The 21,818-nt window shown below is 73.5% G+C and carries 21 protein-coding genes; 11 read left to right on the top strand and 10 right to left on the bottom strand.

Annotated elements, in window-relative coordinates:
- The first annotated feature begins 118 nt into the window (after positions 1 to 118).
- From ACMT9T_RS01445 to ACMT9T_RS01430, 4 genes are read left to right on the top strand one after another with little or no spacing between them, the layout of a single operon-like run.
- On the top strand, positions 119 to 760 hold the full coding sequence (locus tag ACMT9T_RS01445) for an ABC transporter permease (RefSeq protein ID WP_414743913.1): 642 nt from the start codon (positions 119 to 121) through the stop codon (positions 758 to 760).
- Positions 753 to 2,048 carry an ABC transporter ATP-binding protein gene (locus ACMT9T_RS01440; RefSeq protein WP_414743912.1) on the top strand — a complete coding sequence of 432 codons (1,296 nt, stop codon included), beginning with the start codon at positions 753 to 755 and terminating at the stop codon, positions 2,046 to 2,048. The genes ACMT9T_RS01445 and ACMT9T_RS01440 overlap by 8 nt, the downstream gene beginning before the upstream one ends.
- Entirely contained in the window at positions 2,045 to 2,809 is a 765-nt protein-coding gene (locus ACMT9T_RS01435; RefSeq protein ID WP_414743911.1) for an ABC transporter permease, read from the top strand. Before ACMT9T_RS01440 ends, ACMT9T_RS01435 begins: the two co-directional genes overlap by 4 nt.
- 2 nt (positions 2,810 to 2,811) lie before the next feature.
- Complete coding sequence (locus ACMT9T_RS01430; RefSeq protein ID WP_414743910.1) at positions 2,812 to 3,819, top strand: glycine betaine ABC transporter substrate-binding protein; 1,008 nt, start codon at positions 2,812 to 2,814, stop codon at positions 3,817 to 3,819.
- Between the two features lie 125 nt (positions 3,820 to 3,944).
- Here the strand turns inward: ACMT9T_RS01430 and ACMT9T_RS01425 are convergent, their stop codons facing one another.
- The 3 genes from ACMT9T_RS01425 to ACMT9T_RS01415 all read right to left on the bottom strand — a co-directional run bounded on the left by ACMT9T_RS01425 (position 3,945) and on the right by ACMT9T_RS01415 (position 8,038).
- Positions 3,945 to 5,753 (bottom strand): DEAD/DEAH box helicase, encoded by a 1,809-nt coding sequence (locus ACMT9T_RS01425; RefSeq protein ID WP_414743909.1) that lies wholly within the window; start codon positions 5,751 to 5,753, stop codon positions 3,945 to 3,947.
- A gap of 199 nt (positions 5,754 to 5,952) precedes the next feature.
- The gene (locus ACMT9T_RS01420; RefSeq protein ID WP_414743908.1) at positions 5,953 to 7,134 is read right to left on the bottom strand and encodes an acyl-CoA dehydrogenase family protein; all 1,182 of its coding nucleotides are present in this window, start codon (positions 7,132 to 7,134) and stop codon (positions 5,953 to 5,955) included.
- 52 nt (positions 7,135 to 7,186) lie between these two features.
- On the bottom strand, positions 7,187 to 8,038 hold the full coding sequence (locus ACMT9T_RS01415) for a VOC family protein (RefSeq protein ID WP_414743907.1): 852 nt from the start codon (positions 8,036 to 8,038) through the stop codon (positions 7,187 to 7,189).
- 127 nt (positions 8,039 to 8,165) lie between these two features.
- Between ACMT9T_RS01415 and ACMT9T_RS01410 the strand changes: the two genes are divergently transcribed.
- Positions 8,166 to 8,957: an SGNH/GDSL hydrolase family protein gene (locus ACMT9T_RS01410; RefSeq protein WP_414743906.1), complete on the top strand. Its 792-nt coding sequence runs from the start codon at positions 8,166 to 8,168 to the stop codon at positions 8,955 to 8,957.
- A 68-nt stretch (positions 8,958 to 9,025) separates the two neighbouring features.
- On the opposite strand, the gene ACMT9T_RS01405 is transcribed toward ACMT9T_RS01410, so the two are convergent.
- Complete coding sequence (locus tag ACMT9T_RS01405; protein WP_414743905.1) at positions 9,026 to 10,240, bottom strand: D-alanyl-D-alanine carboxypeptidase family protein; 1,215 nt, start codon at positions 10,238 to 10,240, stop codon at positions 9,026 to 9,028.
- A complete protein-coding gene (locus ACMT9T_RS01400) occupies positions 10,237 to 11,046 on the bottom strand; it encodes a TrmH family RNA methyltransferase (protein WP_414743904.1) in 810 nt (269 codons plus the stop codon). The genes ACMT9T_RS01405 and ACMT9T_RS01400 overlap by 4 nt, the downstream gene beginning before the upstream one ends.
- Positions 11,047 to 11,200: 154 nt before the next feature.
- Here ACMT9T_RS01400 and ACMT9T_RS01395 point away from each other — a divergent pair, with 154 nt between their 5' ends.
- Both ACMT9T_RS01395 and ACMT9T_RS01390 read left to right on the top strand, forming a co-directional pair.
- Positions 11,201 to 12,055: a Sir2 family NAD-dependent protein deacetylase gene (locus tag ACMT9T_RS01395; protein ID WP_414743903.1), complete on the top strand. Its 855-nt coding sequence runs from the start codon at positions 11,201 to 11,203 to the stop codon at positions 12,053 to 12,055.
- On the top strand, positions 12,052 to 12,687 hold the full coding sequence (locus tag ACMT9T_RS01390; RefSeq protein ID WP_414743902.1) for a histidine phosphatase family protein: 636 nt from the start codon (positions 12,052 to 12,054) through the stop codon (positions 12,685 to 12,687). Before ACMT9T_RS01395 ends, ACMT9T_RS01390 begins: the two co-directional genes overlap by 4 nt.
- A 43-nt stretch (positions 12,688 to 12,730) precedes the next feature.
- On the opposite strand, the gene ACMT9T_RS01385 is transcribed toward ACMT9T_RS01390, so the two are convergent.
- Together ACMT9T_RS01385 and ACMT9T_RS01380 are read right to left on the bottom strand one after the other, a co-directional pair.
- Entirely contained in the window at positions 12,731 to 13,825 is a 1,095-nt protein-coding gene (locus ACMT9T_RS01385; RefSeq protein WP_414743901.1) for a glycosyltransferase family 4 protein, read from the bottom strand.
- Positions 13,822 to 14,718 carry an alpha/beta fold hydrolase gene (locus ACMT9T_RS01380; RefSeq protein WP_414743900.1) on the bottom strand — a complete coding sequence of 299 codons (897 nt, stop codon included), beginning with the start codon at positions 14,716 to 14,718 and terminating at the stop codon, positions 13,822 to 13,824. Before ACMT9T_RS01380 ends, ACMT9T_RS01385 begins: the two co-directional genes overlap by 4 nt.
- Positions 14,719 to 14,842: 124 nt before the next feature.
- Here ACMT9T_RS01380 and treS point away from each other — a divergent pair, with 124 nt between their 5' ends.
- Positions 14,843 to 16,576, top strand: a complete 1,734-nt coding sequence (gene treS / locus ACMT9T_RS01375) for a maltose alpha-D-glucosyltransferase (protein WP_374953154.1) — start codon at positions 14,843 to 14,845, stop codon at positions 16,574 to 16,576.
- 10 nt (positions 16,577 to 16,586) lie between these two features.
- Positions 16,587 to 17,288, top strand: coding sequence for a 3'-5' exonuclease (locus ACMT9T_RS01370; protein ID WP_414743899.1), 702 nt, complete (start codon positions 16,587 to 16,589; stop codon positions 17,286 to 17,288).
- Between the two features lie 115 nt (positions 17,289 to 17,403).
- Here ACMT9T_RS01370 and ACMT9T_RS01365 read toward each other — a convergent pair whose 3' ends face one another.
- From ACMT9T_RS01365 to glgA, 3 genes are all read right to left on the bottom strand, one after another.
- A complete protein-coding gene (locus ACMT9T_RS01365; RefSeq protein WP_086513528.1) occupies positions 17,404 to 17,661 on the bottom strand; it encodes a type B 50S ribosomal protein L31 in 258 nt (85 codons plus the stop codon).
- A gap of 133 nt (positions 17,662 to 17,794) precedes the next feature.
- Positions 17,795 to 18,583, bottom strand: coding sequence for an ABC transporter ATP-binding protein (locus ACMT9T_RS01360; RefSeq protein ID WP_414743898.1), 789 nt, complete (start codon positions 18,581 to 18,583; stop codon positions 17,795 to 17,797).
- A 54-nt stretch (positions 18,584 to 18,637) separates the two neighbouring features.
- Entirely contained in the window at positions 18,638 to 19,822 is a 1,185-nt protein-coding gene (gene glgA / locus ACMT9T_RS01355; RefSeq protein ID WP_414743897.1) for a glycogen synthase, read from the bottom strand.
- A gap of 46 nt (positions 19,823 to 19,868) precedes the next feature.
- Between glgA and ACMT9T_RS01350 the strand changes: the two genes are divergently transcribed.
- Together ACMT9T_RS01350 and serB are read left to right on the top strand one after the other, a co-directional pair.
- Positions 19,869 to 21,110: a glucose-1-phosphate adenylyltransferase gene (locus ACMT9T_RS01350; protein ID WP_414743896.1), complete on the top strand. Its 1,242-nt coding sequence runs from the start codon at positions 19,869 to 19,871 to the stop codon at positions 21,108 to 21,110.
- Complete coding sequence (gene serB / locus ACMT9T_RS01345; protein ID WP_414743895.1) at positions 21,107 to 21,811, top strand: phosphoserine phosphatase SerB; 705 nt, start codon at positions 21,107 to 21,109, stop codon at positions 21,809 to 21,811. The genes ACMT9T_RS01350 and serB overlap by 4 nt, the downstream gene beginning before the upstream one ends.
- The last annotated feature ends 7 nt before the right edge of the window (positions 21,812 to 21,818 follow it).

Here is a 21,818-nt window from a genome sequence, read left to right as displayed (position 1 = left end):
CGCGCGCGATAGCACCATCGGGCGCCCGACGGCGAACTTCGCGCTCCCGGACGGCCTGCGTACAGTAGGCCACCGCCGATGCCCCTCCCGGTGACCGACACATCCTGAGGAGACCGACATGTGGGACTTCCTGTCCTCCCGCGCCGACCAGATCGCGTTCTCCGCGTGGCAGCACCTCAGCCTCGTGGTGCAGTGCCTCCTGCTCGCGACCGTGATCGCCGTGGTGATCGCGGCGCTCGTCTACCGCAGCCGACCGCTCAGCTCGCTGGCCAACAGCGTCTCCGCGATCGGCCTCACGCTCCCGGCGTTCGCGCTCGTGGGGCTGCTCATCGCCCCGCTCGGCTTCGGCGTCGCGCCGGCCGTCGCGGTCGTCACGTTCTTCGCCGTGCTGCCCATCCTCCGGAACGCGGTGGTGGGGCTCACGGGGATCGACCCGACCATCGTGGAGTCGGCGCGCGGGATCGGCATGGGCCGCGTCCGCACGCTGCTGCGGGTGGAGCTGCCCCTCGCCTGGCCCGTGATCCTCGGCGGCATCCGCGTCTCGGCCCAGATGGTCATGGGCATCGCCGCGGTCGCCGCCTACGTCCTCGGCCCCGGGCTCGGCGGCTTCATCTTCTCCGGGCTCTCCCGGCTCGGCGGCGCCAACGCGACGGAGTCCGTCGTCACCGGCGTCGTCGGCGTCGTCCTGCTCGCCCTCCTGCTCGACCTCGTCCTCGTCGGCATCGGCCGGCTCACCACCCCGAGAGGCATCCGTGTCTGAGACCACCACCCCCACCACCCCCGAGATCAGCGGCCGCTCGATCCTGCTCGACGGCGTCACCAAGAGGTACCCCGGCCAGGCGAAGGCCGCGGTCGACGGGATCACCCTGGAGATCCCCGCCGGCAAGATCGTCATGCTCGTCGGCCCGTCCGGCTGCGGCAAGACCACGACGCTGAAGATGATCAACCGGCTCATCGAGCCCACCGAGGGCCGCGTCGTCCTCGGCGACGAGGACGTGACGGGCATCGACGGCGACGAGCTGCGGCGCCGCATCGGCTACGTCATCCAGGCGGGCGGGCTCTTCCCGCACATGACGGTGGCGGCGAACATCGCCGTGGTGCCGAAGATGCTCGGCTGGGACGCCGCCCGCATCCGCGCCCGCGTCGACGAGCTGCTCGAGCTCGTCTCGCTCGACCCGGAGCAGTACCGCGACCGCTACCCGAAGGAGCTCTCCGGCGGCCAGCAGCAGCGCGTCGGCGTCGCCCGGGCGCTCGCGGCCGACCCGCCCGTGCTCCTCATGGACGAGCCGTTCGGCGCGGTGGACCCCATCACCCGGCAGCGCCTGCAGGACGAGCTGATCCGCATCCAGGCCGAGCTGCAGAAGACGATCGTCATCGTGACGCACGACTTCGACGAGGCCGTGAAGCTCGGCGACTGGATCGTGGTCTTCGCCGAGGGCGCGCGCATCGTCCAGTACGACACCCCCGAGCGGATCCTCGCGGAGCCGGCCGACGCCTTCGTCGAGGAGTTCATCGGCTCGGGCGCGGGTCTCAAGCAGCTGACCCTCCGCCGCGTGGACGAGGTGCCGCTCGCGGAGGCCGTCATCGCGCGCCCCGGCGACGCGGCGCGCGACGTGCTCGCCCGCATGGACGAGGTCGGGCACCAGCACGCGGTCGTCCTCGACGGACGCGACCGCCCCATCCGCTGGCCGTCGCGCCGGACCCTCGGCCGCATGGACGCGATCGGCGCCGACGCGGATCCGCGCCTGCCCGTCATCGGCAGCCGCGCGACCCTCAACGACGCGCTCGACACGATGCTCGTCTCCAGCGCCGGCGCCGCCCTCGTCACCGGCCGCGCGGGCGCGTTCCTCGGCGTGATCGACGTCGAGACCGTGATGGACGCCATCACGAGCGCACGGGCCGCCGCAGCCGGCGGCCTCGACGACGCGCCCGTCGGCATCAACACGGGCACGATCGGCACGGTCGGCGCCGACGCCGCGCGGGCCGCGCAGGAGAGCCGCTCCCCCGCCGCCGAGGCGTCCGACGTGCGCGACGGGCAGGACGGATGACCGCCGCCACGGATGCCCGCACCAGCACCGTCGGCGGCGCGCGAGGCTGGCGCGGCCTCGTCGCCCAGCCCGTCGCGATCGCCGCGGTGCTCGCCGGGTACCTCGTCTGGCTGCGCGTCGCGCCGCTCAGCCCCGTCGAGCGCACCACGCTCGAGCCCGGAGCCCTCGGCAAGTCGACGCTCGAGCACCTGGCGCTCACGTTCTCGGCCGCCGGGATCGTCCTCGTCATCGCGATCCCCCTCGGGATCCTCATGACCCGCAGCCGGCTGCGGCGCTTCTCGCCGCCCGTCCTCGCGGCGGCCAACTTCGGCACGGCGGCGCCGGCGATCGGCCTGGTCGTGCTGCTGGCGATGTTCGTGCCGAACGGGTTCACCGCGAGCCTCATCGCCCTCGTCGTCTACGCCGCGCTCCCGGTGCTGGGGAACACCATCCTCGGGATCCGCGGCGTCGACGAGCGGCTGGTCGAGGCGGGGCGCGGCATGGGGATGAGCCGCACCGCGGTCCTCTTCCGCATCGAGCTGCCGCTCGCCGTGCCGGTGATGCTCGCGGGGATCCGCACCGCGCTCGTGCTCCTCGTGGGCACGGCGGCCCTCGCCGCGTTCGTGAACGGCGGCGGCCTCGGGATCCTCATCACCACGGGCGTGAGCCTGTACCTCTACCCGGTGCTCGTCTCCGGCGCCCTGCTCATCGCGCTCCTCGCGCTCGCCATCGACTGGCTCGGCCGCGTCGTCGAGCACGTCGCCCGCCCGAAGGGACTCTGATCGTGCCGACCCTCCCCCGCTCCGCCCGCCTGTGCCGCGCGCTCGGCGTGCCCGCGCTCGTGACCGCGGCGCTCGCGACCCTCACCGGCTGCGGCCTGCAGCCCGCGACCGCGTACGTGCCGGATGCCGCGCCCGGATCCATCCAGCCCCTCGACCTGCCGGCCGGCGCGCACCTCACGGTCACGTCGAAGAACTTCACCGAGCAGCTGATCCTCGGCAAGATCGCCGTCATCGCGGCGAAGGCGGCCGGGTTCCAGGTCACCGACCAGACGAACGTGCCCGGCAGCGTGCCCGCTCGCGAGCTCATGACGAGCCACGGCGCGGACATGACGTGGGAGTACACGGGCACCGCCTGGCTGAGCTACCTCGGCGAGGCGAAGGGCATCCCCGACCAGCGCGCCCAGTACGAGGCCGTGCGCGACGCGGACGCGCCCAACGGGCTCACGTGGCTGGCCCCGGCCCCGCTCAACAACACGTACGCGCTCGCGATCCGCAGCGAGGAGGCGGAGCGCCTCGGCATCACGAAGCTGTCCCAGATCAAGGACCTGCCGGTCGACCAGCGCACGTTCTGCGTGGAGGCGGAGTTCAACTCGCGCTCCGACGGACTGTCGCCGCTGCTGGAGACCTACGGGATCCCGCGCGGCTCCGCGGACGGCGTGCCCGACGGCAACGTGTCGATCTTCGACACGGGCGCGGTGTACTCGGCGACCGACCGGGGCACGTGCGAGTTCGGCGAGGTCTACACGACCGACGGCCGCATCGACAAGCTCGACCTCACGATCCTGCAGGACGACCTGGGCTTCTTCCCGGCGTACAACGTCGCTCCCGTCCTCGACTCGGCGACCCTGGCCGAGTACCCGGGTCTGCAGGACGTCTTCGACCGGATCTCGCCCGCCATCACCGACGACGCCCTCCGCGAGATGAACCTGCGGGTCGACGACCAGGGCGAGGAGCCCGCCGACGTCGCGTACGAGTTCATGGTCGACCACGGGTTCGTCACGGCGCCGTAGCGCCGCTCCGCGGGCGGCGGGCGGAGGCGCGCTAGCTGCGCATCCACCTGCGGAGCTGCCCCGGTCCATCCGAGCGCGCTAGCTGCGCATCCACCTCCGGAGCTGCCCCGGTCCATCCGAGCGCGCTAGCTGCGCATCCACCTGCGGAGCTGGTCGATGCGCTGCTGCAGCTGCGTCACGCTGCACTGGCCGACGGCGGGTCCGCCGCACACGCGGCGCAGCTCGGCGTGGACGAGCCCGTGCGGCTCGCCGTGGAGCTTCGCGCGCATGCCGACGAGGCTGTTGAGGAGCTGCCGCTGCTCCTTGAGCGTGCGGTACAGCGGGATGTCGTCCGGGTCCTTGGGCGTGCCGCTCTCGGCCTGCTTCCGCTCGCGCTCGGTGGCGTGCTTGGACTGCCGGTGCTGACGCTGAGCGAGGAGCTCGCGCACCTGCTCGGGCTCGAGGATCCCGGGGAGCCCGATGAACTCCTCCTCCTCGAGGCTGCCGACGTCGGCCATCTGCCCGAACTCGGCGCCGTCGAAGAGCACCTTGTCGAAGGTGGCTTCGGATCCCATCGCCTCGAAGGAGAACTCGCTGAGGAGCGAGTCGGACCCCTTCTCGCTGCGGTTCGCCTCGCCCATCATGGCGTCCTCGGGGTTGTAGAGGTCGCCCTCCTTCGAGGAGTCGCGGTCGAGGGCGTGGTCGCGCTGGCGCTCGAGCTCGTTGGCGAGCACGAGGAGGTTCGGCACGCTCGGCAGGAAGATCGACGCGGTCTCGCCGCGGCGACGGGCCCGCACGAAGCGGCCGATGGCCTGCGCGAAGAACAGCGGGGTCGAGGCGCTCGTGGCGTACACGCCCACTGCGAGCCGCGGCACGTCGACGCCCTCGGACACCATGCGGACGGCGACCATCCACCGCGAGGTGCTCTCGGAGAACCGGTCGATGTTGGCGCTCGCCTCGACGTCGTCGGAGAGGACGAGCGTGACGGGCTGACCGCTCAGGCGCTGGAGGATCGCCGCGTAGGCCCGCGCGGTCGTGTGGTCGGTCGCGATGACGAGGCCGCCCGCGTCGGGGATGGCCTGGCGGACCTCGGTGAGGCGGCGGTCGGCGGCCTTCAGGACCTGCGGGATCCACTCGCCGTTCGGGTCCAGCGCCGTGCGCCAGGCCTGCGACGTGATGTCCTTCGTGTTGCCCTCGGCGAGCTGGGCCTCCATCTCGTCGCCCATCTTGTTGCGCCAGCGCATGCTGCCGGCGTACGCGAGGAAGATGACCGGCCGGACGACGCCGTCGGCGAGCGCGCGGCCGTAGCCGTAGTCGTAGTCGGTCTGCGAGAGGCGGACGCCGCGGTTGTCGCGGAGGTAGCTGACGAACGGGATGGGCGCGGTGTCGGAGCGGAACGGCGTCCCCGTGAGCGAGAGGCGGCGGGTGGCGCGCTCGAAGGCCTCGCGGATGGCGTCGCCCCAGCTGAGGGCGTCGCCGCCGTGGTGGACCTCGTCGAGGATCACGAGCGTGCGGCTCTGCTCGGTCATGGTCTTGTGCAGGTGCGGCTTCGCGGCGACCTGCGCGTAGGTGACGGCGGCCCCGTGGTAGTGCTTGCCGAGGGCGCCCGAGCTGTTGCTGTACATCGGGTCGAGGCGGACCCCCGCGCGCGCGGCGGCGTCGGCCCACTGCTTCTTGAGGTGCTCGGTGGGGGCGACGACGGTGATCCGGTCGATCGTCTTGCGGTGCAGCAGCTCGGAGGCGAGGCGGAGGGCGAAGGTGGTCTTGCCGGCGCCCGGGGTCGCGTTGGCGAGGAAGTCGCGCGGCTCCTTCTCGAAGTACGCGGTGAGGGCCTCCTCCTGCCAGGCCCGCAGCTTGCTGACGGTGCCCCAGGCGGCGCGCTCCGGGAAGGCCGGCGAGAGGTGCTCGGCCGCGGCGGATCCGACGTGCGGAGGAGGGGACGGCAGGGTGCTCACTCGACCTCACGATACCCGCACCCGCGGGCGCTCCCGACGCCCCGGCGGAGGTCGCGCGGGGTCGCGACGGGCGGATCGGCGCGGTCGTCGGGGCCGCGTCGGCGTGGCACGGCGGGAGCGGATCCGGGGCCGGACGACGGTCCGGGCGCGTCGCGGCGGGCGGCGCCTGGTGTGCTCCCACCGGCCGCCCGGCCGGCGCTCAGGAGGGGCGCGGGACGGGCCCGAGGAGGGTGGTCGCGATGGTCTCCGCGGCCTGCCGGTCGTTCGACGGGTGGAAGCCGCCGGCCAGCACGTCGCGGTACAGGCGGCCGAGCTCGTCGCCCGTGCGGAAGGATCCCCCGCCCGCGACGGCGACGGCGCGCTGCACGACCTCGGCGGCCGTGCGGGTGGCGCGCACCTTGGCGCCCACGAGGAGGGACGCCCAGCGGTCGCCGTGGTCGACCCCGCGGTCGATGTCGGCGGCGAGCGCGATGAGCTGCGGAAGCAGCGCGTCCTGGGCCAGGGCCGCCTCCGCGACGAGGTGGCGGATGCCGGGATCCGCGGCGAGCGCAGCGCCGCCGGCCGCCCGCGAGGTGCGGCGGAGGGCGGACGCGACCGCGAGGTCGAGCGCCCGCTGCCCGAGCCCCGCGTACACGGCGGCGACCAGCAGCTCGAAGGCCTGCAGGACGGCGAGCGCGAACGGGTCGTCCCGCCTGCCGTGCTCGCGGCGGCGGACCACGTCGGCCGGTGCCGCGCGCACGTCGCGGAGGACGACGGTGTGGCTCTGCGTGGCGCGCATGCCGAGCGTGTCCCAGTCGGGCACGATCTCGAGGCCGGGCGCGTCGCGCGGCACGAACGCGTGGACGAGGAGCGGCCGCTCGGGATCCCGGTCGTCCCGCCCGAAGAGGCCGAGCCGCGTCCAGGCGGGCGCCATGCTCGAGGACACCTTGGTGCCCGTGAAGCGGTAGCCGCCGTCCGCGTCGGGCTCGGCCCTCGTCAGCGCGTCCGCGAGCGCCTGGTCGTTGCCGGGCTCGCTGATCGCGAAGGCCAGGAGCTCGTCGCGGCCCGCGTCCTCGAGGACGCCGCGGAGGGAGTCGTCGCCGCGGTCGGCGAGGATCCGGGCCACGGCCGTCCAGACGAGGTGCATGCCGACGCCGAGGGCGGTGGCGGGCGCCGCCTGGGCGAGGAGGTGCTGGGCGCGCACGGCGTCGGCGAGCGAGGCGCCGGATCCGCCGAGCTCGCGGGGCACGAGCATCCGCAGGTGCCCGGCGGCGCGCAGCTCGTCGAGGTCCTCCGCGAAGAAGGCGTTGCGGGCGTCGTAGTCGCCGGCGCGGGAGCGGATCCGCTCGAGGAGGGCCGGGTCGAGGTGCGCGAGCGGGTCGACCGGGGCGGCGGGCGTCATGCGCCCAGTCTCCCCCGCCGACGTCCGCGCGCACCTGCCCCGGGCCGAGGCCTCAGCCGGCCGACAGCACCAGCGCGTTGCCCCACGGGTCCTCGAACGCGAGCGCGCGTCCGTCGTCGCGCGTGGCGACGCCCACCCGCCGGAGGCGCGCGTCCACCGCCTCGACCTCGTCGCGCGTGGGCACCTGGATGCGCACGGCGCCGAGCCCGAGCGTCGCGGGGCGGCGGCCCGCGCCCCGGCTGTTCCAGGTGTTCATGGCCATGTGGTGGTGGTACCCGCCGGCGGAGACGAAGATCGCGGATCCGCGCCAGCCCGCCACGAGCTCGAAGCCGAGCGCGTCGACGTAGAAGGCGGACGCGGTCTCGGTGTCCCCCACCTGCAGGTGGACGTGCCCGATGCCCGCGGCGTCCGACGCCGCGTCCCCGACCGGCGCGAGCTCCTCCCGGAGGAACGCGTTCGGGTCGAGCCGCAGGGAGTCCATGACGACGCGGCCGTCCTGCCAGGTCCACTCGTCGCGCGGACGGTCCGTGTACAGCTCGACGCCGTTGCCCTCGGGGTCGGTGAAGTAGAACGCGCGGCTGACGAGGTGGTCGGCGCTGCCGGCGAAGGTGCCGGGGGCGCGCTCGGCCACCGAGGCGACGGAGCGGGCGAGCGCGGCAGGCGCGTCGAAGAGCACGGCCGTGTGGAAGAGGCCCGCGTTCCCGGGGCTCGGCAGGTCGAGGCCGTGGGCCGGCTCGAGGATGACGGCCGGGACGCCCGCCCGCCCGAGCGTCGTGGTCTCGACGCCCTCGGCGAGCACCTCGAGCCCGACGGCGTCGCGGTAGTAGGCGGTCATCCGGTCCAGGTCGCCCACCAGGAGGGTCACGGGACCCATGGCGGTGTCGGCGGAGAGCAGGTCGGGCATGGTTCCTCGTTCCTCGGGCGTCCCAGATGGTACTTGAGAGCTCAACCAAACGCGCGTCCCGGGCATTCCCGTCGACCCGATCGAGGGCGTTCCTATGATGGGGACCGTCCCACCCGGAAGGAAGCGCATGACCGAGCCCCATCCCTGGCGCCGCTACGTCGCCCTCGGCGACTCGTTCACGGAGGGCATCGGCGACCCCGAGCCGGGCAGCCCCGGCGGGCACCGGGGCTGGGCCGACCGCGTGGCCGAGGTGCTGGCCGATCAGGTCGAGGGCTTCTCGTACGCGAACCTCGCCATCCGCGGGCGGCTCCTCGGGCAGATCGCCGACGAGCAGGTCGAGCCGGCCATGGCCCTGCACCCCGACCTCGTGTCCCTCTCGGCGGGCGGCAACGACATCCTGCGTCCGGGCGCCGACCCCGACCGGCTCGCCGACCGCCTCGACGGCATGGTCGCCCGGCTCTCGTCGGAGGGCGCGACCGTGGTGCTCTTCACGGGCACCGACGTCAAGTTCTCCCCCGTGTTCGGGCGCCTGCGCGGCAAGGTCGCCATCTACAACGAGGACATCCGCGCGATCGCGGCCCGGCACGACTGCATCGTGGCCGACCAGTGGTCGCTCACCGAGATCCAGGACCCGCGCATGTGGGACGTCGACCGGCTGCACCTCGCGCCGCTCGGCCACCACACGGTCGCGCGCATGGTGCTGCAGGCACTCGCCGTCGAGAACGACCTGCAGCCCCTGAAGCCCGAGCCCCTGCCGCCGCGCACGTGGCGCCAGGCGCGCGCCGGGGACATCGACTGGGCGCGCGCGTACTTCGTGCCGTGGGTGCTGCGGCGCCTGCGCAACCAGTCCTCGGGCGACGGGCGCACGGCCAAGCGACCGGACGCGTCGCCGTGGACGCGCGCCGGCGACGCGGGCTGATCCCGCGGAGGCCCGCCCCGCGGCCGGCGCGTGACGCCCTGCGGTGGGCCGTGGGATCGGCCGGGTGGTCAGCCGAGCAGCTCGCCCGGGTTGCCGAGGCGCCACCAGCCGTCGGGGCCCGGGATCGCGCGGTCGAGCGCCAGGGGGATCCGCACGGTCTGCTGCCCGGCCGTCACGGTCGCGGCGCCCACCTCGGCGCCCGCGTCCGCCTCGCCGGCGCTCGTCGCCTCCACGGTCGTCGTGACCGGGGTGTCGCCCCACACGAGCAGCGACTCGTCCGCGGTGCTCACGGCCTGCGCGGTCGCGCCCCACGCCGTCGCGTAGTCGGCGAAGGGCTCCCCCGCCGTCGCCACCTGCACCACGTGCATGTTCGCGGTCACGGTGGGCAGGAGCCCGAGCACCTGGCGCGCGAGCTCGGCGTGGTCGCGCGCCCCGAGGGTCACGCCGACGACGGTCACGTCGCGGTCGCCCACCTTGGTGTCCACGGCCCAGAGCAGGCACTTGCCCGCCTGCTCGAGCGTCCCCGTCTTGATGCCGCGAAACCCCGGCACGCCCGCGAGCATGTTGCGGTTCTGCAGCCGGCCGACGCCCGCGACGTCGGCGCCCGGCTGGTCGACGATGCCGGACAGCGTCGGGTCGGCGAGCACCATCTCGCCGATGCGGACGAGGTCGGCCGTGGTGCTCACCGTCTCCGGCGACAGCCCCATGGCGTCGGCCACGTGCGTGCCGGTCAGCCCCTGCTCCTGGAGCCAGGCGTTGGCGGCGGCGACGAACGCGTCGTTCGACCCGTAGGCCCAGACGCCGAGGGCCGCCGCGTAGTTGTTGGCGCTCGCGAGCAGCGCGCCCTCGAGGAGGTCGCGCTGGGAGAGGCTCGTGCCGGGGACGGCGGGCTCGACGATGCCGTCCTGCTGGAGGATCTGAGCGCGCAGCGCCTCGTCCTCCGCCGTGAAGGTGACCTGCGGCCCGTCCTCGCCCGGCGCGAGCGGCTTCGCGTGCAGCACGACGAGCGCGGTGACGGTCTTGGTGATGCTCGCCATGGGGCGGGGCGTCGGATCCGCGTCGTTGGTCGCGAGCACGCCGTCGAACCCGACGGCGCCGACGGCGGAGACGCCCTCGCCCGGCCAGGTCTCCGGTGTCGGGACGTTGACGACGGGCGACGGGGCGTCGACCTGCGCGACGGCGGCGGGCGGATCCGCCGTGAGGGTCACGGGGACGTACACGCCCGCCGAGACGAGGAGCGCCGCGGCGACGCCGGCGAGGGTCACGCGACGCGTGCGGCTCACGCGGGCACCCGCAGGGCGTAGAGCGCGACGGCGCTGGCCGCGGCGACGTTGAGGGAGTCGACGCCGTGCAGCATGGGGATCACGACGGTGGAGTCCGCGTGACGGAGCGCGTGGCGGCTGAGGCCGTCGCCCTCGGTGCCGAGCACGAGCGCGATCCGCTCGGGCGGATCCGCGGCGAACGCGTCGAGCGTCACCGCGTCGTCCTCGAGGGCGAGCGCGGCGAGGTGGAAGCCGGCCTCATGCAGGAGCGGCGCCGCCTCCGACCACTCGGGCAGCCGGGTCCACGGCACCTGGAGCACCGTGCCCATGCTGACGCGCACGCTGCGGCGGTACAGCGGGTCGGCGCAGCGCGGCGTGATGAGCACGGCGTCGGCCCCGATGCCCGCGACGGCGCGGAAGATCGCCCCGACGTTCGTGTGGTCGACGATGTCCTCCAGCACGACGACGCGGCGCGCGTCCCGCAGCACGTCGGCGACCGCGGGCAGCGGCGGCCGGTGCATGGCGGCGAGCGCCCCGCGGTGCAGGTTGTAGCCCGTGAGCCGCTCGAGCACGGCGGCGGCGCCCACGAAGACGGGCACGTCGGGGAACGCCTCGAGGAGCGGGGCGACGTCGTCGAGCCACTGCTCCTGCACGAGGACCGACCGCGGCACGTGGCCGGCGGCGAGCGCCCGCCCCATCACCTTGGTCGACTCGGCGATGTACAGGCCGCCCTCGGGCTCGCTCACGCGCCGGAGGGCCACGTCGGTGAGGCGCGAGTAGTCCTCGAGGCCGAGCGCGCCGAGGTCCTCGATGCGGTGGATGTGCACGCCGGTCCTCTCTCCGTCCGCCCGCGACGGGGCGGCGCCTGCTCGCGCGGAGCCTTCGCGGGGATGCGCTGTCTAGACTCGGCAGGACAATGATGCCCTGCCCCGTCGCCGCCCGCCGACAGGGCCGGGCGTCCGCTCGGCACCGGGAGGCCCCATGAGCACCGCTCTCCGTGACGATCCCCGTCCCCCCGCGGGGACGACGATCGCCGAGGCCGTCGAGCTGATGCGCGGCCGCCGCACCGCCGTCCTCACGGGCGCGGGGCTCAGCACCGACTCCGGCATCCCCGACTACCGGGGCGAGGGAGCCCCGAAGCGGAACCCGATGACGTTCCAGCAGTTCCGCAGCGAGGGCGACGACTTCCGCCGCCGCTACTGGGCGGGCGGCCACCTCGGCTGGAAGGCGTTCAGCTCCGCGCGTCCCAACGACGGGCACGCGGCGCTCGCCGACATGGAGGCCGCGGGCGTCGTGGGCGGCGTCGTCACGCAGAACGTCGACGGCCTACACGAGCGCGCCGGGTCCCGCCGGGTCATCGACCTGCACGGATCCCTCGACCGGGTCCTCTGCCTCGACTGCGGCCAGGCGTACGCGCGCTCTGCGATCGCCGAGCGGATCAGCGCCGAGAACCCATGGCTCGACGCGCCGGACGCGGTGGAGCTGAACCCCGACGGCGACGCGCAGGTGCACGACGTCGACCGGTTCCGCATCCCCGTCTGCAGCGTCTGCGGCGGCATGCTGAAGCCGGACGTGGTCTTCTTCGGCGAGCTGGTGCCGACCGAGCGCTTCCGCGAGGCGAGCGCCATCGTCTCCGACGCGGACGTGCTCCTCATCGCCGGATCGTCCCTCGCGGTCAACTCCGGCATCCGCCTGCTCGAGCTCGCCCGGAGGAGCCGCATGCCGATCGTGATCCTCAACCGCGGCACCACCAAGGGCGACACCCGCGCCACCGTGCGCCTGGAGGGCGGCACGAGCGAGACCCTGCGCGCCATCCAGGCGGAGCTCGCGTCGTGACGCGCATCGTGCTGGTCCGCCACGGCCGCACCGCGTGGAACGTGGAGCGCCGCGTGCAGGGATCCAGCGACATCCCGCTCGACGACACCGGGCGCGCGCAGGCCGCCACCGCGGGCGCGCTGCTCGCCGAGGCGGTCGCGGGCGGCGCGGCGTGGGACGCGATCCACGCGAGCCCGCTCAGCCGCGCCTTCGAGACGGCGTCGATCATCGCGGAGCACCTCGCGCTGGGCGGCGCGCCCACGAGCGGCCCGCTCCCGGAGCCGGCCCTCGCCGAGCGCCGCTACGGGCTGGCCGAGGGGCTGACGCACGCGGAGATCGAGGCGCGCTTCCCCGACGGCGACGTGCCGGGACGCGAGACCGTCGAGTCCGTGACCGAGCGCGCGGGATCCGCGCTGCTCCGGCTCGCGGAGCGGCACCCCGGCGGCTCGATCATCGCCGTGTCGCACGGCGGCGTCATCGCGGCGCTCGCCCGCAGCCTCGACGCGTCGCTCGTCGGCCGCCCCGGCCCCATGATCGAGAACGGCTCGGCGCACACGTTCGGCGTCGTCGACGGCGAGCTGTCGCTGCTGCGCTTCGGCGGGATCGCCGACCTCGGGGCCATCGCCGACCTCGACGCCGCCGGCCGGGCCTGACCCTACCGCCGCCCGCGCGCGACGGCAGGCGCGCCGACGCGGCTCAGGCCCCGGTGCGCCCCGTGCGCGCGACCTGCTCGAGGAGGTCGCCGAGCGCCGCCGCCGAGCGGTCCCAGTCGTACTCGGCCGCGCGCGCGATGCACGCCGCCGACCGGCGCCGCCACTCCGCCGGGTCCTCCAGCGCGCGCACGGCCGCCGCGAAGCCCTCGGCGTCGTCCGGATCCACGTAGACGGCCGCGTCGCCGCCGATCTCGCGGAAGATCGGGATGTCGCTGATCACGACCGGCAGCCCGACGCTCATCGCCTCGATGACCGGGATGCCGAAGCCCTCGTCGCGCGACGCCGTGAGGAGGGCCGTGGCGCTCCGCAGCGTCCGCGCGTACGCGGCGTCGCTCGCGCCGTCGCGGAACACGAGGCGCGCGCCGTCGGCCAGCGCCTCCAGGCGCTCCCTCTCGGGCGCCGGGGCGCGGCTCATGAGGTGCAGCTCGTGGTCGGGCAGGTCGTCGGCCGCCCGCACGAGCGTCTCGACGTTCTTGTAGGGCATGTACGACCCCATGTAGACGAGCACCCGCTCGGCGGGCGCGTCGCGCGGGCCGTCCGGGGCGCCGTCGGGCGCCGGCTCGAGGTCGGCCGCGTTGGGCACGACCACCACGGGCCGCGACGTGAGCCGGTGCCGGCGGATGAGGCCGCGCGTCGTCTCGCTCACCGTCACGATCGCGTCGGCCCGGTCGAGCAGCAGCCGCTGCGGCCACCACGCGAGGTGGAAGGCCCGCCACAGGGCGCGGACGCCCGCCGGGAGGTCGCGCGGCGGACGCCGGTGCCGGTAGTAGATGAGGTCGTGCAGCGTGAGCACGAGCGGGTAGGTGCGTCCGCGCGAGCCCATGGTCTGCATGGGGCTGTAGACGACGTCGGGCCGCATCCGCGAGACGCGCCGCGCGACCCACGGCTCCCGCGGTCCCGTCGGCGAGCTGACGAGCTGCCACGGCAGGTCGGGCAGCAGCGCGAGCTGCCGGTGGTCGCTGATCAGCATGGTCACGTCGAACCGCGCGCCGAGCCGCGCGACGAGCTCGGCGCCGTACCGGCTGATGCCGTCGTGCCGGCCGATGCGCGTGTACCGGCAGTCGAACACGAGCCTCACGACGCGCTCCCCTCGTCGAGGAAGCGGCGGATGGACCCGGCGGCCTCCCCCGGCGTCTCGTAGTGGATGAGGTGCCCGACCCGCGGGATGACCTCGAGCCGCGCGTCCGCGAAGAGGCGCTGCAGGCGGTGCTGCGCGGCGACGGGCGTGATGTCGTCGCGCTCGGCCGCGACCAGCAGGACCGGCACGCCCACGCGCGGCGCGTACGTGCTCGCGTCCGACGACACGGACGCGCGGAACGCCTCGAGCACCACGCGGCGGTCGCTGAACGCGCTGAAGAAGCGGTCGTGCTGGTCGTTGATCCACCGGCGGAGCGCCCGGTCGCGCGTCTTGGCCATGGCCTCGCTCATCACGCGCACGATGGCGCGGTTGCGCAGGAGGCCGAAGCCCGCGCGCTCGGGCAGCACGGCGGCGGCGCGGTAGTAAAGCACGGCGAGGCGGGTGAGGATCCCCCGCGGCCCCTCGAGCGCGGGCGCGGCGATCGGGTTGACGAGGATCGCGCGCGGGTTCGGCAGGCCGTCGGCGAGCGCGGCGGACACCACGATGGACCCGAACGAGTGGCCGAGCGCGGTCGCGTCGCGCGCGCCGGTCGCGTCGACGAACGCCCGCAGCCACGCGGAGTAGCCGGCGATGTCGTGCCGCGCGTCCCGGAGCGGCGTCGAGTCGCCGAAGCCCGGCAGGTCGGGCGAGAGGATCCGGACGCCCGGCAGCTGCGCGACGACGGGCTCCAGCCCGTGGTGGTCCCCGCGGAACCCGTGCACGACGACGAGCACCTGGTCGGCGTCGGCGGGCCCGTACTCCCACCACGCGGTGCGGCTCCCGAGGAGGTCGACGGTGCGGCGGACCACGGGGATGCGGTCGAGCTGGGCGGCGTAGGGCGAGGGGACGATCATCGGGGACGAGTCTACGATCGGCGGCCGCCCCCTGCCCCGGGCGCGCCGGGTCAGCCCGCCTGGCCGCCGCGCCTAGAGTTGCCCACGAGCCTTCCCGCCCCGCAGTCGACGTCCCGTCGCGCCCATGAGGAGAACCGTGAGCTTCACCGCCCCCATCACCCTGCCCGGCCTCACCCTCGACAAGCAGTGGTACAAGCGCTCGGTCTTCTACGAGGTGATGATCCGCTCCTTCGTCGACTCCAACGGCGACGGCACGGGCGACATCCAGGGCCTCATCTCCAAGCTCGACTACCTGCAGTGGCTCGGCATCGACGGCCTGTGGATCCCGCCGTTCTTCCAGTCGCCGCTGCGCGACGGCGGCTACGACATCAGCGACTACATGTCGGTGCTCCCCGAGTTCGGCACCCTCGACGACTTCAAGGAGCTCGTCACCAAGTCGCACGAGCGCAACATGCGCATCGTCATCGACCTCGTGATGAACCACACCTCCGACCAGCACGAGTGGTTCCAGCAGTCCCGGTCCGACCCCGACGGCCCCTACGGCGACTTCTACGTGTGGAGCGACACCGACGAGAAGTACGAGGACATCCGCGTCATCTTCGTCGACACCGAGGAGTCCAACTGGACCTTCGACCCGGTGCGCCGCCAGTTCTTCTTCCACCGCTTCTTCTCCCACCAGCCCGACCTCAACTTCGACAACCCGAAGGTGCACGAGGCCATCTACGGCGTCATCCGCCACTGGCTCGACATGGGCGTCGACGGCCTGCGCCTCGACGCCATCCCGTACCTCTACGAGACCGAGGAGGGCAACGGCGAGGGCGAGCCCGCGACGCACGAGTTCCTCAAGCGCCTGCGCGCGATGGTCGACGAGGAGTACCCGGGCCGGATCCTCATCGCCGAGGCGAACCAGTGGCCCCGCGAGGTCTCCGCGTTCCTCGGCACCGAGGAGGAGCCCGAGTGCCACATGGCGTTCGACTTCCCGATCATGCCGCGCATCTTCTACTCCCTCCGCTCGCAGACCGCGGACGAGCTGAAGCGGATCATGAGCGAGACGTTCGAGATCCCGGACGCCGCCGCCTGGGGCGTCTTCCTCCGCAACCACGACGAGCTGACCCTCGAGATGGTGAGCGAGGAGTACCGCCAGGCGATGTACGGCTGGTACGCCTACGACCCGCGCATGCGCGTCAACATCGGCATCCGCCGTCGCCTCGCGCCGCTGCTCGACAACTCGCGCGCCGAGCTCGAGCTCGTGCACGCGCTCCTGTTCTCGCTCCCCGGCAGCCCGTTCCTCTACTACGGGGACGAGATCGGCATGGGCGACAACATCTGGCTGCCGGACCGCGACGCGTCGCGCACGCCCATGCAGTGGACCCCCGACCGCAACGCCGGCTTCTCCACGGCCGACCCGGGCAAGCTCTACCTCCCCGTCGTGCAGTCGCTCGTCTACAACTACGCGCAGATCAACGTGGAGTCGCAGCTGGCCCAGTCGCGCTCGCTCCTGCACTGGGTGCGGAACGTGATCCACGTGCGGAAGGCGCACCCGGTCTTCGGCCAGGGCACCATCCGCGTGCTCCCGACCGACCACGAGAGCGTCCTCGCGTTCGTGCGCTCCTACGAGGGCAGCGGCACGCACTTCGGCGACCGCGCCGAGGACGTGCTGTGCGTCTTCTCGTTCGCGCACAACCCCGTGTCGGTCACGATCGACGCGTCCGACTTCGCCGGCTCGCAGCTCTACGACCTCTTCGGCGGCGGCGTCTTCCCGACCGTCGGCGACGATGGCCGCCTGACCCTCACGCTCGCCACGCAGAGCTTCTACTGGCTCCACATGGGCGCACCCGCCATCGGCGGTCGCCCGTAGCATCTACAGGATGACCTCCCGCTGGCACGACACCCTGGCCTCGTTCGACCTCGAGACGACGGGGGTGGACGTCGAGACGGCCCGCATCGTCACGGCGTGCATCGTCGTGCTCGACCAGGGCGGCGCGGTCCTCGAGCGCTACGACTGGCTCGCGGATCCCGGCGTCGAGATCCCCGCGGGCGCCGCGGCCATCCACGGCGTCACCACGGAGCACGCCCGGGCCGAGGGGCGCGACGCCGCCGCGGTGGTCCTCGAGATCGTCACCACCATCCGCGAGATGTTCGCCCGCGGCCTGGCGCTCGTGGTCTACAACGCGCCCTACGACCTCACGCTCCTCAACCGCGAGGCCGTGCGGCACGGCGTGGAGCCGCTCCGGGACACGGGCCCCGTGATCGACCCGCTCGTCATCGACAAGGCCGTCGACACCTACCGCCGCGGCAAGCGCACCCTCTCGGTCGCCGCCGAGCACTACGGGGTGCGGCTCGACGACGCGCACGACGCGGGCGCCGACGCCATCGCCGCGGGTCGCGTCGCGCAGGCCATCGTCGGTCGCTACGCCGACCAGCTCGACATCCCGGTCCTCGACCTGCACGACCGCCAGGTCGACTGGTCGCGCGTGCAGGCCGAGAGCTTCCAGGACTACATGCGGCGCACGCGCGACCCGGCGTTCACGACGTCCGGCGCGTGGCCCGAGCGGCACCTCGGATCCTGATCCGCCGCTCCCCGGCCCGCGCACCCCGGTGCGCGCGGGCCGGTGCGCGCGGGCCGGGGACGACGAAGGGCGCCCGGCCGGAGCCGGGCGCCCTTCGTGCTGCAGCGGGGGGCTGCTACTTCTTCGTGCCGAAGCCCGCGTAGCGCGAGTTGAACTTCTCGACGCGGCCCGCGGAGTCCATGATGCGCTGCTTGCCCGTGTAGAACGGGTGCGAGGCGCTCGAGATCTCGACGTCGATGACGGGGTACGTGTTGCCGTCCTCCCACTCGATGGTCTTCGAGCTGCCCACGGTGGAGCGCGTGAGGAAGGTCTCACCGGAGGCGAGGTCGCGGAAGACGACCGGGGCGTACTGGGGGTGGATGTCGGTCTTCATCGGGAGTGTCCTTCGTCGATTCTGGTGTGTGCGTGGGAAGCGTGGGAGCCCGGGATGATCACCGGACCAGTGGACGAGCCTACCAGATGGGTGCCCGTTCGGGGCAGGCGCGCCGGACGGCCGTCCGATCGGGTCAGCCGCGGACGGCGCGGGCCGTGAAGCGCCCGTCGTCCTGCGTGACCTCGAGCTCGAGCCCGAAGGTCCGGCCCAGGGTGTCGGCGGTGATCACGTCGCCGAGCGGGCCGGCGGCGACCACGGCGCCCTCGCGCAGCAGCAGGCCGTGCGTGAAGCCGCGCGGGATCTCCTCGACGTGGTGGGTGACCATGACGATGCCGGGCGCCTCGGGTGCGGAGGCGTAGCCGCCGAGCAGCTGCAGGAGCTCCTCGCGGGCGCCGAGGTCGAGGCTCGCGGCCGGCTCGTCGAGGAGCAGGAGCTCGGGGTCGGTCATGATCGACCGCGCGATCTGCACGCGCTTCTGCTCGCCGTCGCTCAGCGTGCCGAAGCGGCGCTGCTCGAGGTAATCGAGGCGCCACTCGGCGAGCACGCGCTGGGCGCGGCGCACGTCGATGTCCTCGTAGTCCTCGTTCCAGCGACCGGTGACCGAGTACGCGGCGGTGAGGACGACGTCGAGCACCGTCTCGTCGGCGGGGATGCGCCGGGCCATGGCCGTGGACGCGAAGCCGATGCGCGAGCGCAGCTCGAAGACGTCGACGCGGCCGAGCTCGTGGTCGAGGACCGTGGCGGTGCCCGAGGACGGGTGCGCCATGGCGGAGGCGATCTGCAGGAGGCTGGTCTTGCCGGCGCCGTTCGGGCCGAGCACGACCCAGCGCTCGTCGCCGTCGACCGTCCAGTCCACGCGGTCGAGGATGGTCGTCCCGTTCCGGACGAAGGACACTCCGGACAGGGAGAGGACGTGGCTCATGCCGACGAGTCTACCGGCCCGGATCGCGCGCGCGGCCCGACCGGGACGGGCCCGTCAGCGCAGGATCGACGCGTAGATCGCCTCGGTCTGGCGGGCGATCCGGTCCCAGCCGAACTCGCGCTCGGCGCGGATCCGGCCGGCCTCGCCCATGCGGCGCGCGGAGTCGGGATCCTGCACCACCTCGGTGAGCGCGGCCGCGAGGTCGCGGACGAACCGGTCGGGGTCGGTGGGCGTGCCCGTGCCGTCGGTGGCCTGGTCGATGGGGACGAGGCGGCCGGTGACGCCGTCGTCGACGACCTCCGGGATCCCGCCCGTGGCCGTGCCCACGACGGGCGCACCGCACGCCATGGCCTCGAGGTTGACGATGCCGAGCGGCTCGTAGACCGACGGGCAGACGAAGACGGTGCCGGCGGTGAGGACGGCGGAGAGCTCGCGGCGCGGCAGCAGGCGGTCGATCCAGACCACGCCCGAGCGCTCCTCCTGGAGGCCGCGGACGAGGGCCGTGACCTCCTCCATGATCTGCGGGGTGTCGGGCGCGCCCGCGCACAGCACCATCTGCACGTCGGCGGGCAGCAGCGCGGCGGCGCGCAGCAGGTAGGGCAGGCCCTTCTGGCGGGTGATGCGGCCGACGAACACGACCGAGGGCCGCGACGGGTCGATGCCGAGCGAGCGGACGAGGTCGTCGTCGTGGACCGGCGCCCACGCCTCGAGGTCGATGCCGTTGTAGACCGTGTGCACCCGGGCCTCGTCGAGGGCGGGGTACGAGCGGAGGATGTCGCGCTTCATGCCGTCGCTCACCGCGATGACGGCGTCGGCCGCCTCGTACGCCGTGCGCTCGATCCAGCTGGAGACGCGGTAGCCGCCGCCCAGCTGCTCGGCCTTCCACGGGCGCAGCGGCTCGAGGCTGTGCGCGGTGACCACGTGCGGGATCCCGTGCAGCATCGACGCGACGTGGCCCGCGTGGTTCGCGTACCAGGTGTGGGAGTGGACGACGTCGGCGCCCGCCACGTCGCTCGCGATCGCGAGGTCGACGGCCATGGTCTGCAGCGTCGCGTTGGCGCCCGTCAGCTCCGACGGGACCGGGTAGGAGAAGACGCCCGGCTCGTCGCGCGGCGCCCCGAACGCGCGGACCACGACCTCCGTCTGCTGCCGCATGGCCTTCACGAGCTCCGTGACGTGCACGCCGGCACCCCCGTAGACCTCGGGCGGGTACTCCTTCGTGATCACGTCTGCTCGCATTCGTCGAACGCTAGTACATGCCCCGACGTGCATCTACGCTGGAGCAATGGCATCGAAGAAGATCTTTGGAATCGTGCTCGCCGGCGGCGAGGGCAAGAGGCTCATGCCGCTCACCGCGGATCGCGCCAAGCCCGCCGTCCCGTTCGGCGGCCAGTACCGGCTCATCGACTTCGCGCTCTCCAACCTCATCAACTCGGGGCTGACGCAGATCGTCGTGCTGACGCAGTACAAGTCGCACTCGCTCGACCGGCACGTGTCGCAGACCTGGCGCCTCAACCAGATGCTGAACTCCTACATCGCGTCGGTCCCCGCCCAGCAGCGGCTCGGCAAGCGCTGGTTCAGCGGATCGGCCGACGCGATCCTGCAGAGCCTCAACCTCATCAACGACGAGAAGCCCGACATCGTCGTCGTGGTCGGCGCCGACCACGTGTACCGCATGGACTTCAGCCAGATGATCGACGCGCACATCGCGTCGGGACGCGGTGCCACCGTCGCCGCCATCCGGCAGCCCATCGAGCTGGCCGACCAGTTCGGCGTGATCGACACGGATCCGGCGAACCCCGCCGCCATCCGCGCGTTCCTCGAGAAGCCCAAGGACCCGGTGGGCCTCGACGACTCCCCCGGCGAGGTGCTCGCCTCCATGGGCAACTACGTCTTCGACACCGACCAGCTCATCGACGCGGTGCGCCGCGACGGCGAGAACGCGGAGTCGGCCCACGACATGGGCGGCGACATCGTGCCGTGGTTCGTGGAGCAGGGGAACGCGGGCGTCTACGACCTGAACCGCAACGAGGTGCCGGGCGCCAATGACCGCGACCGCTACTACTGGCGCGACGTCGGCACGATCGAGTCGTTCTTCGACGCGCACCAGGACCTCATCTCGGCCCTGCCGGTGTTCAACCTCTACAACAAGGACTGGCCGATCTTCAGCCAGCAGCTCAACAGCCCGCCGGCGAAGTTCGTCCGCGACGCGCAGGGCAACACGGGCACGATGATCGACTCGATCACCTCGCTCGGCGGCGTCATCAGCGGCGCGCACGTCGAGCGCAGCGTGCTGGGCCCGTGGGTCATCGCGGAGTCGGGCGCCCGCATCGTCGACTCGATCGTGTTCGACAAGGTCCACATCGGGGCGGGCGCGGACATCCGCCGCGCCATCCTCGACAAGGACGTCGAGGTCGAGCCCGGGGCCACGGTCGGCGTCGACCACGACCGCGACCGCGCGCGCGGCTTCACGGTCACCGAGGGCGGGATCACCGTGGTGGGCAAGGGCGTGCGCGTCACCCCGTGAGCGCCGTCCTCCGCCTGACGCCGCCGATCGCGGTAGCGGCGCCCGCGGCGGCGTCGCGCGCGCTGCCCCGCATGCTCGTGGTGCTCGACGTCGACTCGACGCTCATCGAGGACGAGGCCATCGAGCTGCTCGCCGCCGAGGCGGGCTCGCTCGCCGAGGTCGCCGCCGTCACCGACCGCGCGATGCGCGGCGAGCTCGACTTCGCCGAGAGCCTGCGCTCCCGGGTCGCGACCCTCGCGGGCCTCCCGGACGCGGTGCACGCCGCGGTCGGCGCCCGGATCCGCCTCACCCCCGGCGCCGAGCGCCTGGTCCAGGGCCTGCACGACGCGGGGCACGTCGTCGCCGTCGTCTCGGGCGGCTTCCACGAGCTGCTGGATCCGCTGGCCGAGCGCCTCGGCCTCGACCGGTGGCGCGCCAACCGGCTCGAGTCGGCTGACGGGCGCCTCACCGGGCGCGTCACCGGACCCGTCATCGACGCCCGCGCCAAGCGCGACGCCGTCGAGGAGTGGAGCCGGGACCTCGGGATCCCCCTCGCCCGGGTCGTCGCGGTCGGCGACGGGGCGAACGACCTGGAGATGATGGCGGTCGCCGGCCTCTCCGTGGCCTTCGACGCCAAGCCCGCCGTCCGCCGGCGCGCGGACGTCTGCGTCGACCGGCGCGACCTGGCGCAGGTGCTCGCGCTCCTCGGCCTCCCCCGCTGACGCGCCG

The organism is Clavibacter vidaverae (genome assembly GCF_047529985.1).
GTDB classification, from domain to species: Bacteria; Actinomycetota; Actinomycetes; order Actinomycetales; family Microbacteriaceae; genus Clavibacter; species Clavibacter nebraskensis_A.
Note: the sequence above shows the minus strand (reverse complement) of the source record. Positions and strands in the feature narration are given on the sequence as shown.

Excerpts from the sequence above, each read along its gene's own strand:
- ACMT9T_RS01350 (WP_414743896.1), top strand. The coding sequence starts at position 19,869 with ATGGCATCGAAGAAGATCTTTGGAATCGTGCTCGCCGGCGGCGAGGGC.
- ACMT9T_RS01360 (WP_414743898.1), bottom strand. The coding sequence starts at position 18,583 with ATGAGCCACGTCCTCTCCCTGTCCGGAGTGTCCTTCGTCCGGAACGGG.
- ACMT9T_RS01395 (WP_414743903.1), top strand. The coding sequence starts at position 11,201 with ATGAGCACCGCTCTCCGTGACGATCCCCGTCCCCCCGCGGGGACGACG.
- ACMT9T_RS01380 (WP_414743900.1), bottom strand. The coding sequence starts at position 14,718 with ATGATCGTCCCCTCGCCCTACGCCGCCCAGCTCGACCGCATCCCCGTG.
- ACMT9T_RS01420 (WP_414743908.1), bottom strand. The coding sequence starts at position 7,134 with ATGACGCCCGCCGCCCCGGTCGACCCGCTCGCGCACCTCGACCCGGCC.
- ACMT9T_RS01370 (WP_414743899.1), top strand. The coding sequence starts at position 16,587 with ATGACCTCCCGCTGGCACGACACCCTGGCCTCGTTCGACCTCGAGACG.
- glgA (WP_414743897.1), bottom strand. The coding sequence starts at position 19,822 with ATGCGAGCAGACGTGATCACGAAGGAGTACCCGCCCGAGGTCTACGGG.
- ACMT9T_RS01435 (WP_414743911.1), top strand. The coding sequence starts at position 2,045 with ATGACCGCCGCCACGGATGCCCGCACCAGCACCGTCGGCGGCGCGCGA.
- ACMT9T_RS01410 (WP_414743906.1), top strand. The coding sequence starts at position 8,166 with ATGACCGAGCCCCATCCCTGGCGCCGCTACGTCGCCCTCGGCGACTCG.
- ACMT9T_RS01445 (WP_414743913.1), top strand. The coding sequence starts at position 119 with ATGTGGGACTTCCTGTCCTCCCGCGCCGACCAGATCGCGTTCTCCGCG.
- ACMT9T_RS01365 (WP_086513528.1), bottom strand. The coding sequence starts at position 17,661 with ATGAAGACCGACATCCACCCCCAGTACGCCCCGGTCGTCTTCCGCGAC.
- treS (WP_374953154.1), top strand. The coding sequence starts at position 14,843 with ATGAGGAGAACCGTGAGCTTCACCGCCCCCATCACCCTGCCCGGCCTC.
- ACMT9T_RS01415 (WP_414743907.1), bottom strand. The coding sequence starts at position 8,038 with ATGCCCGACCTGCTCTCCGCCGACACCGCCATGGGTCCCGTGACCCTC.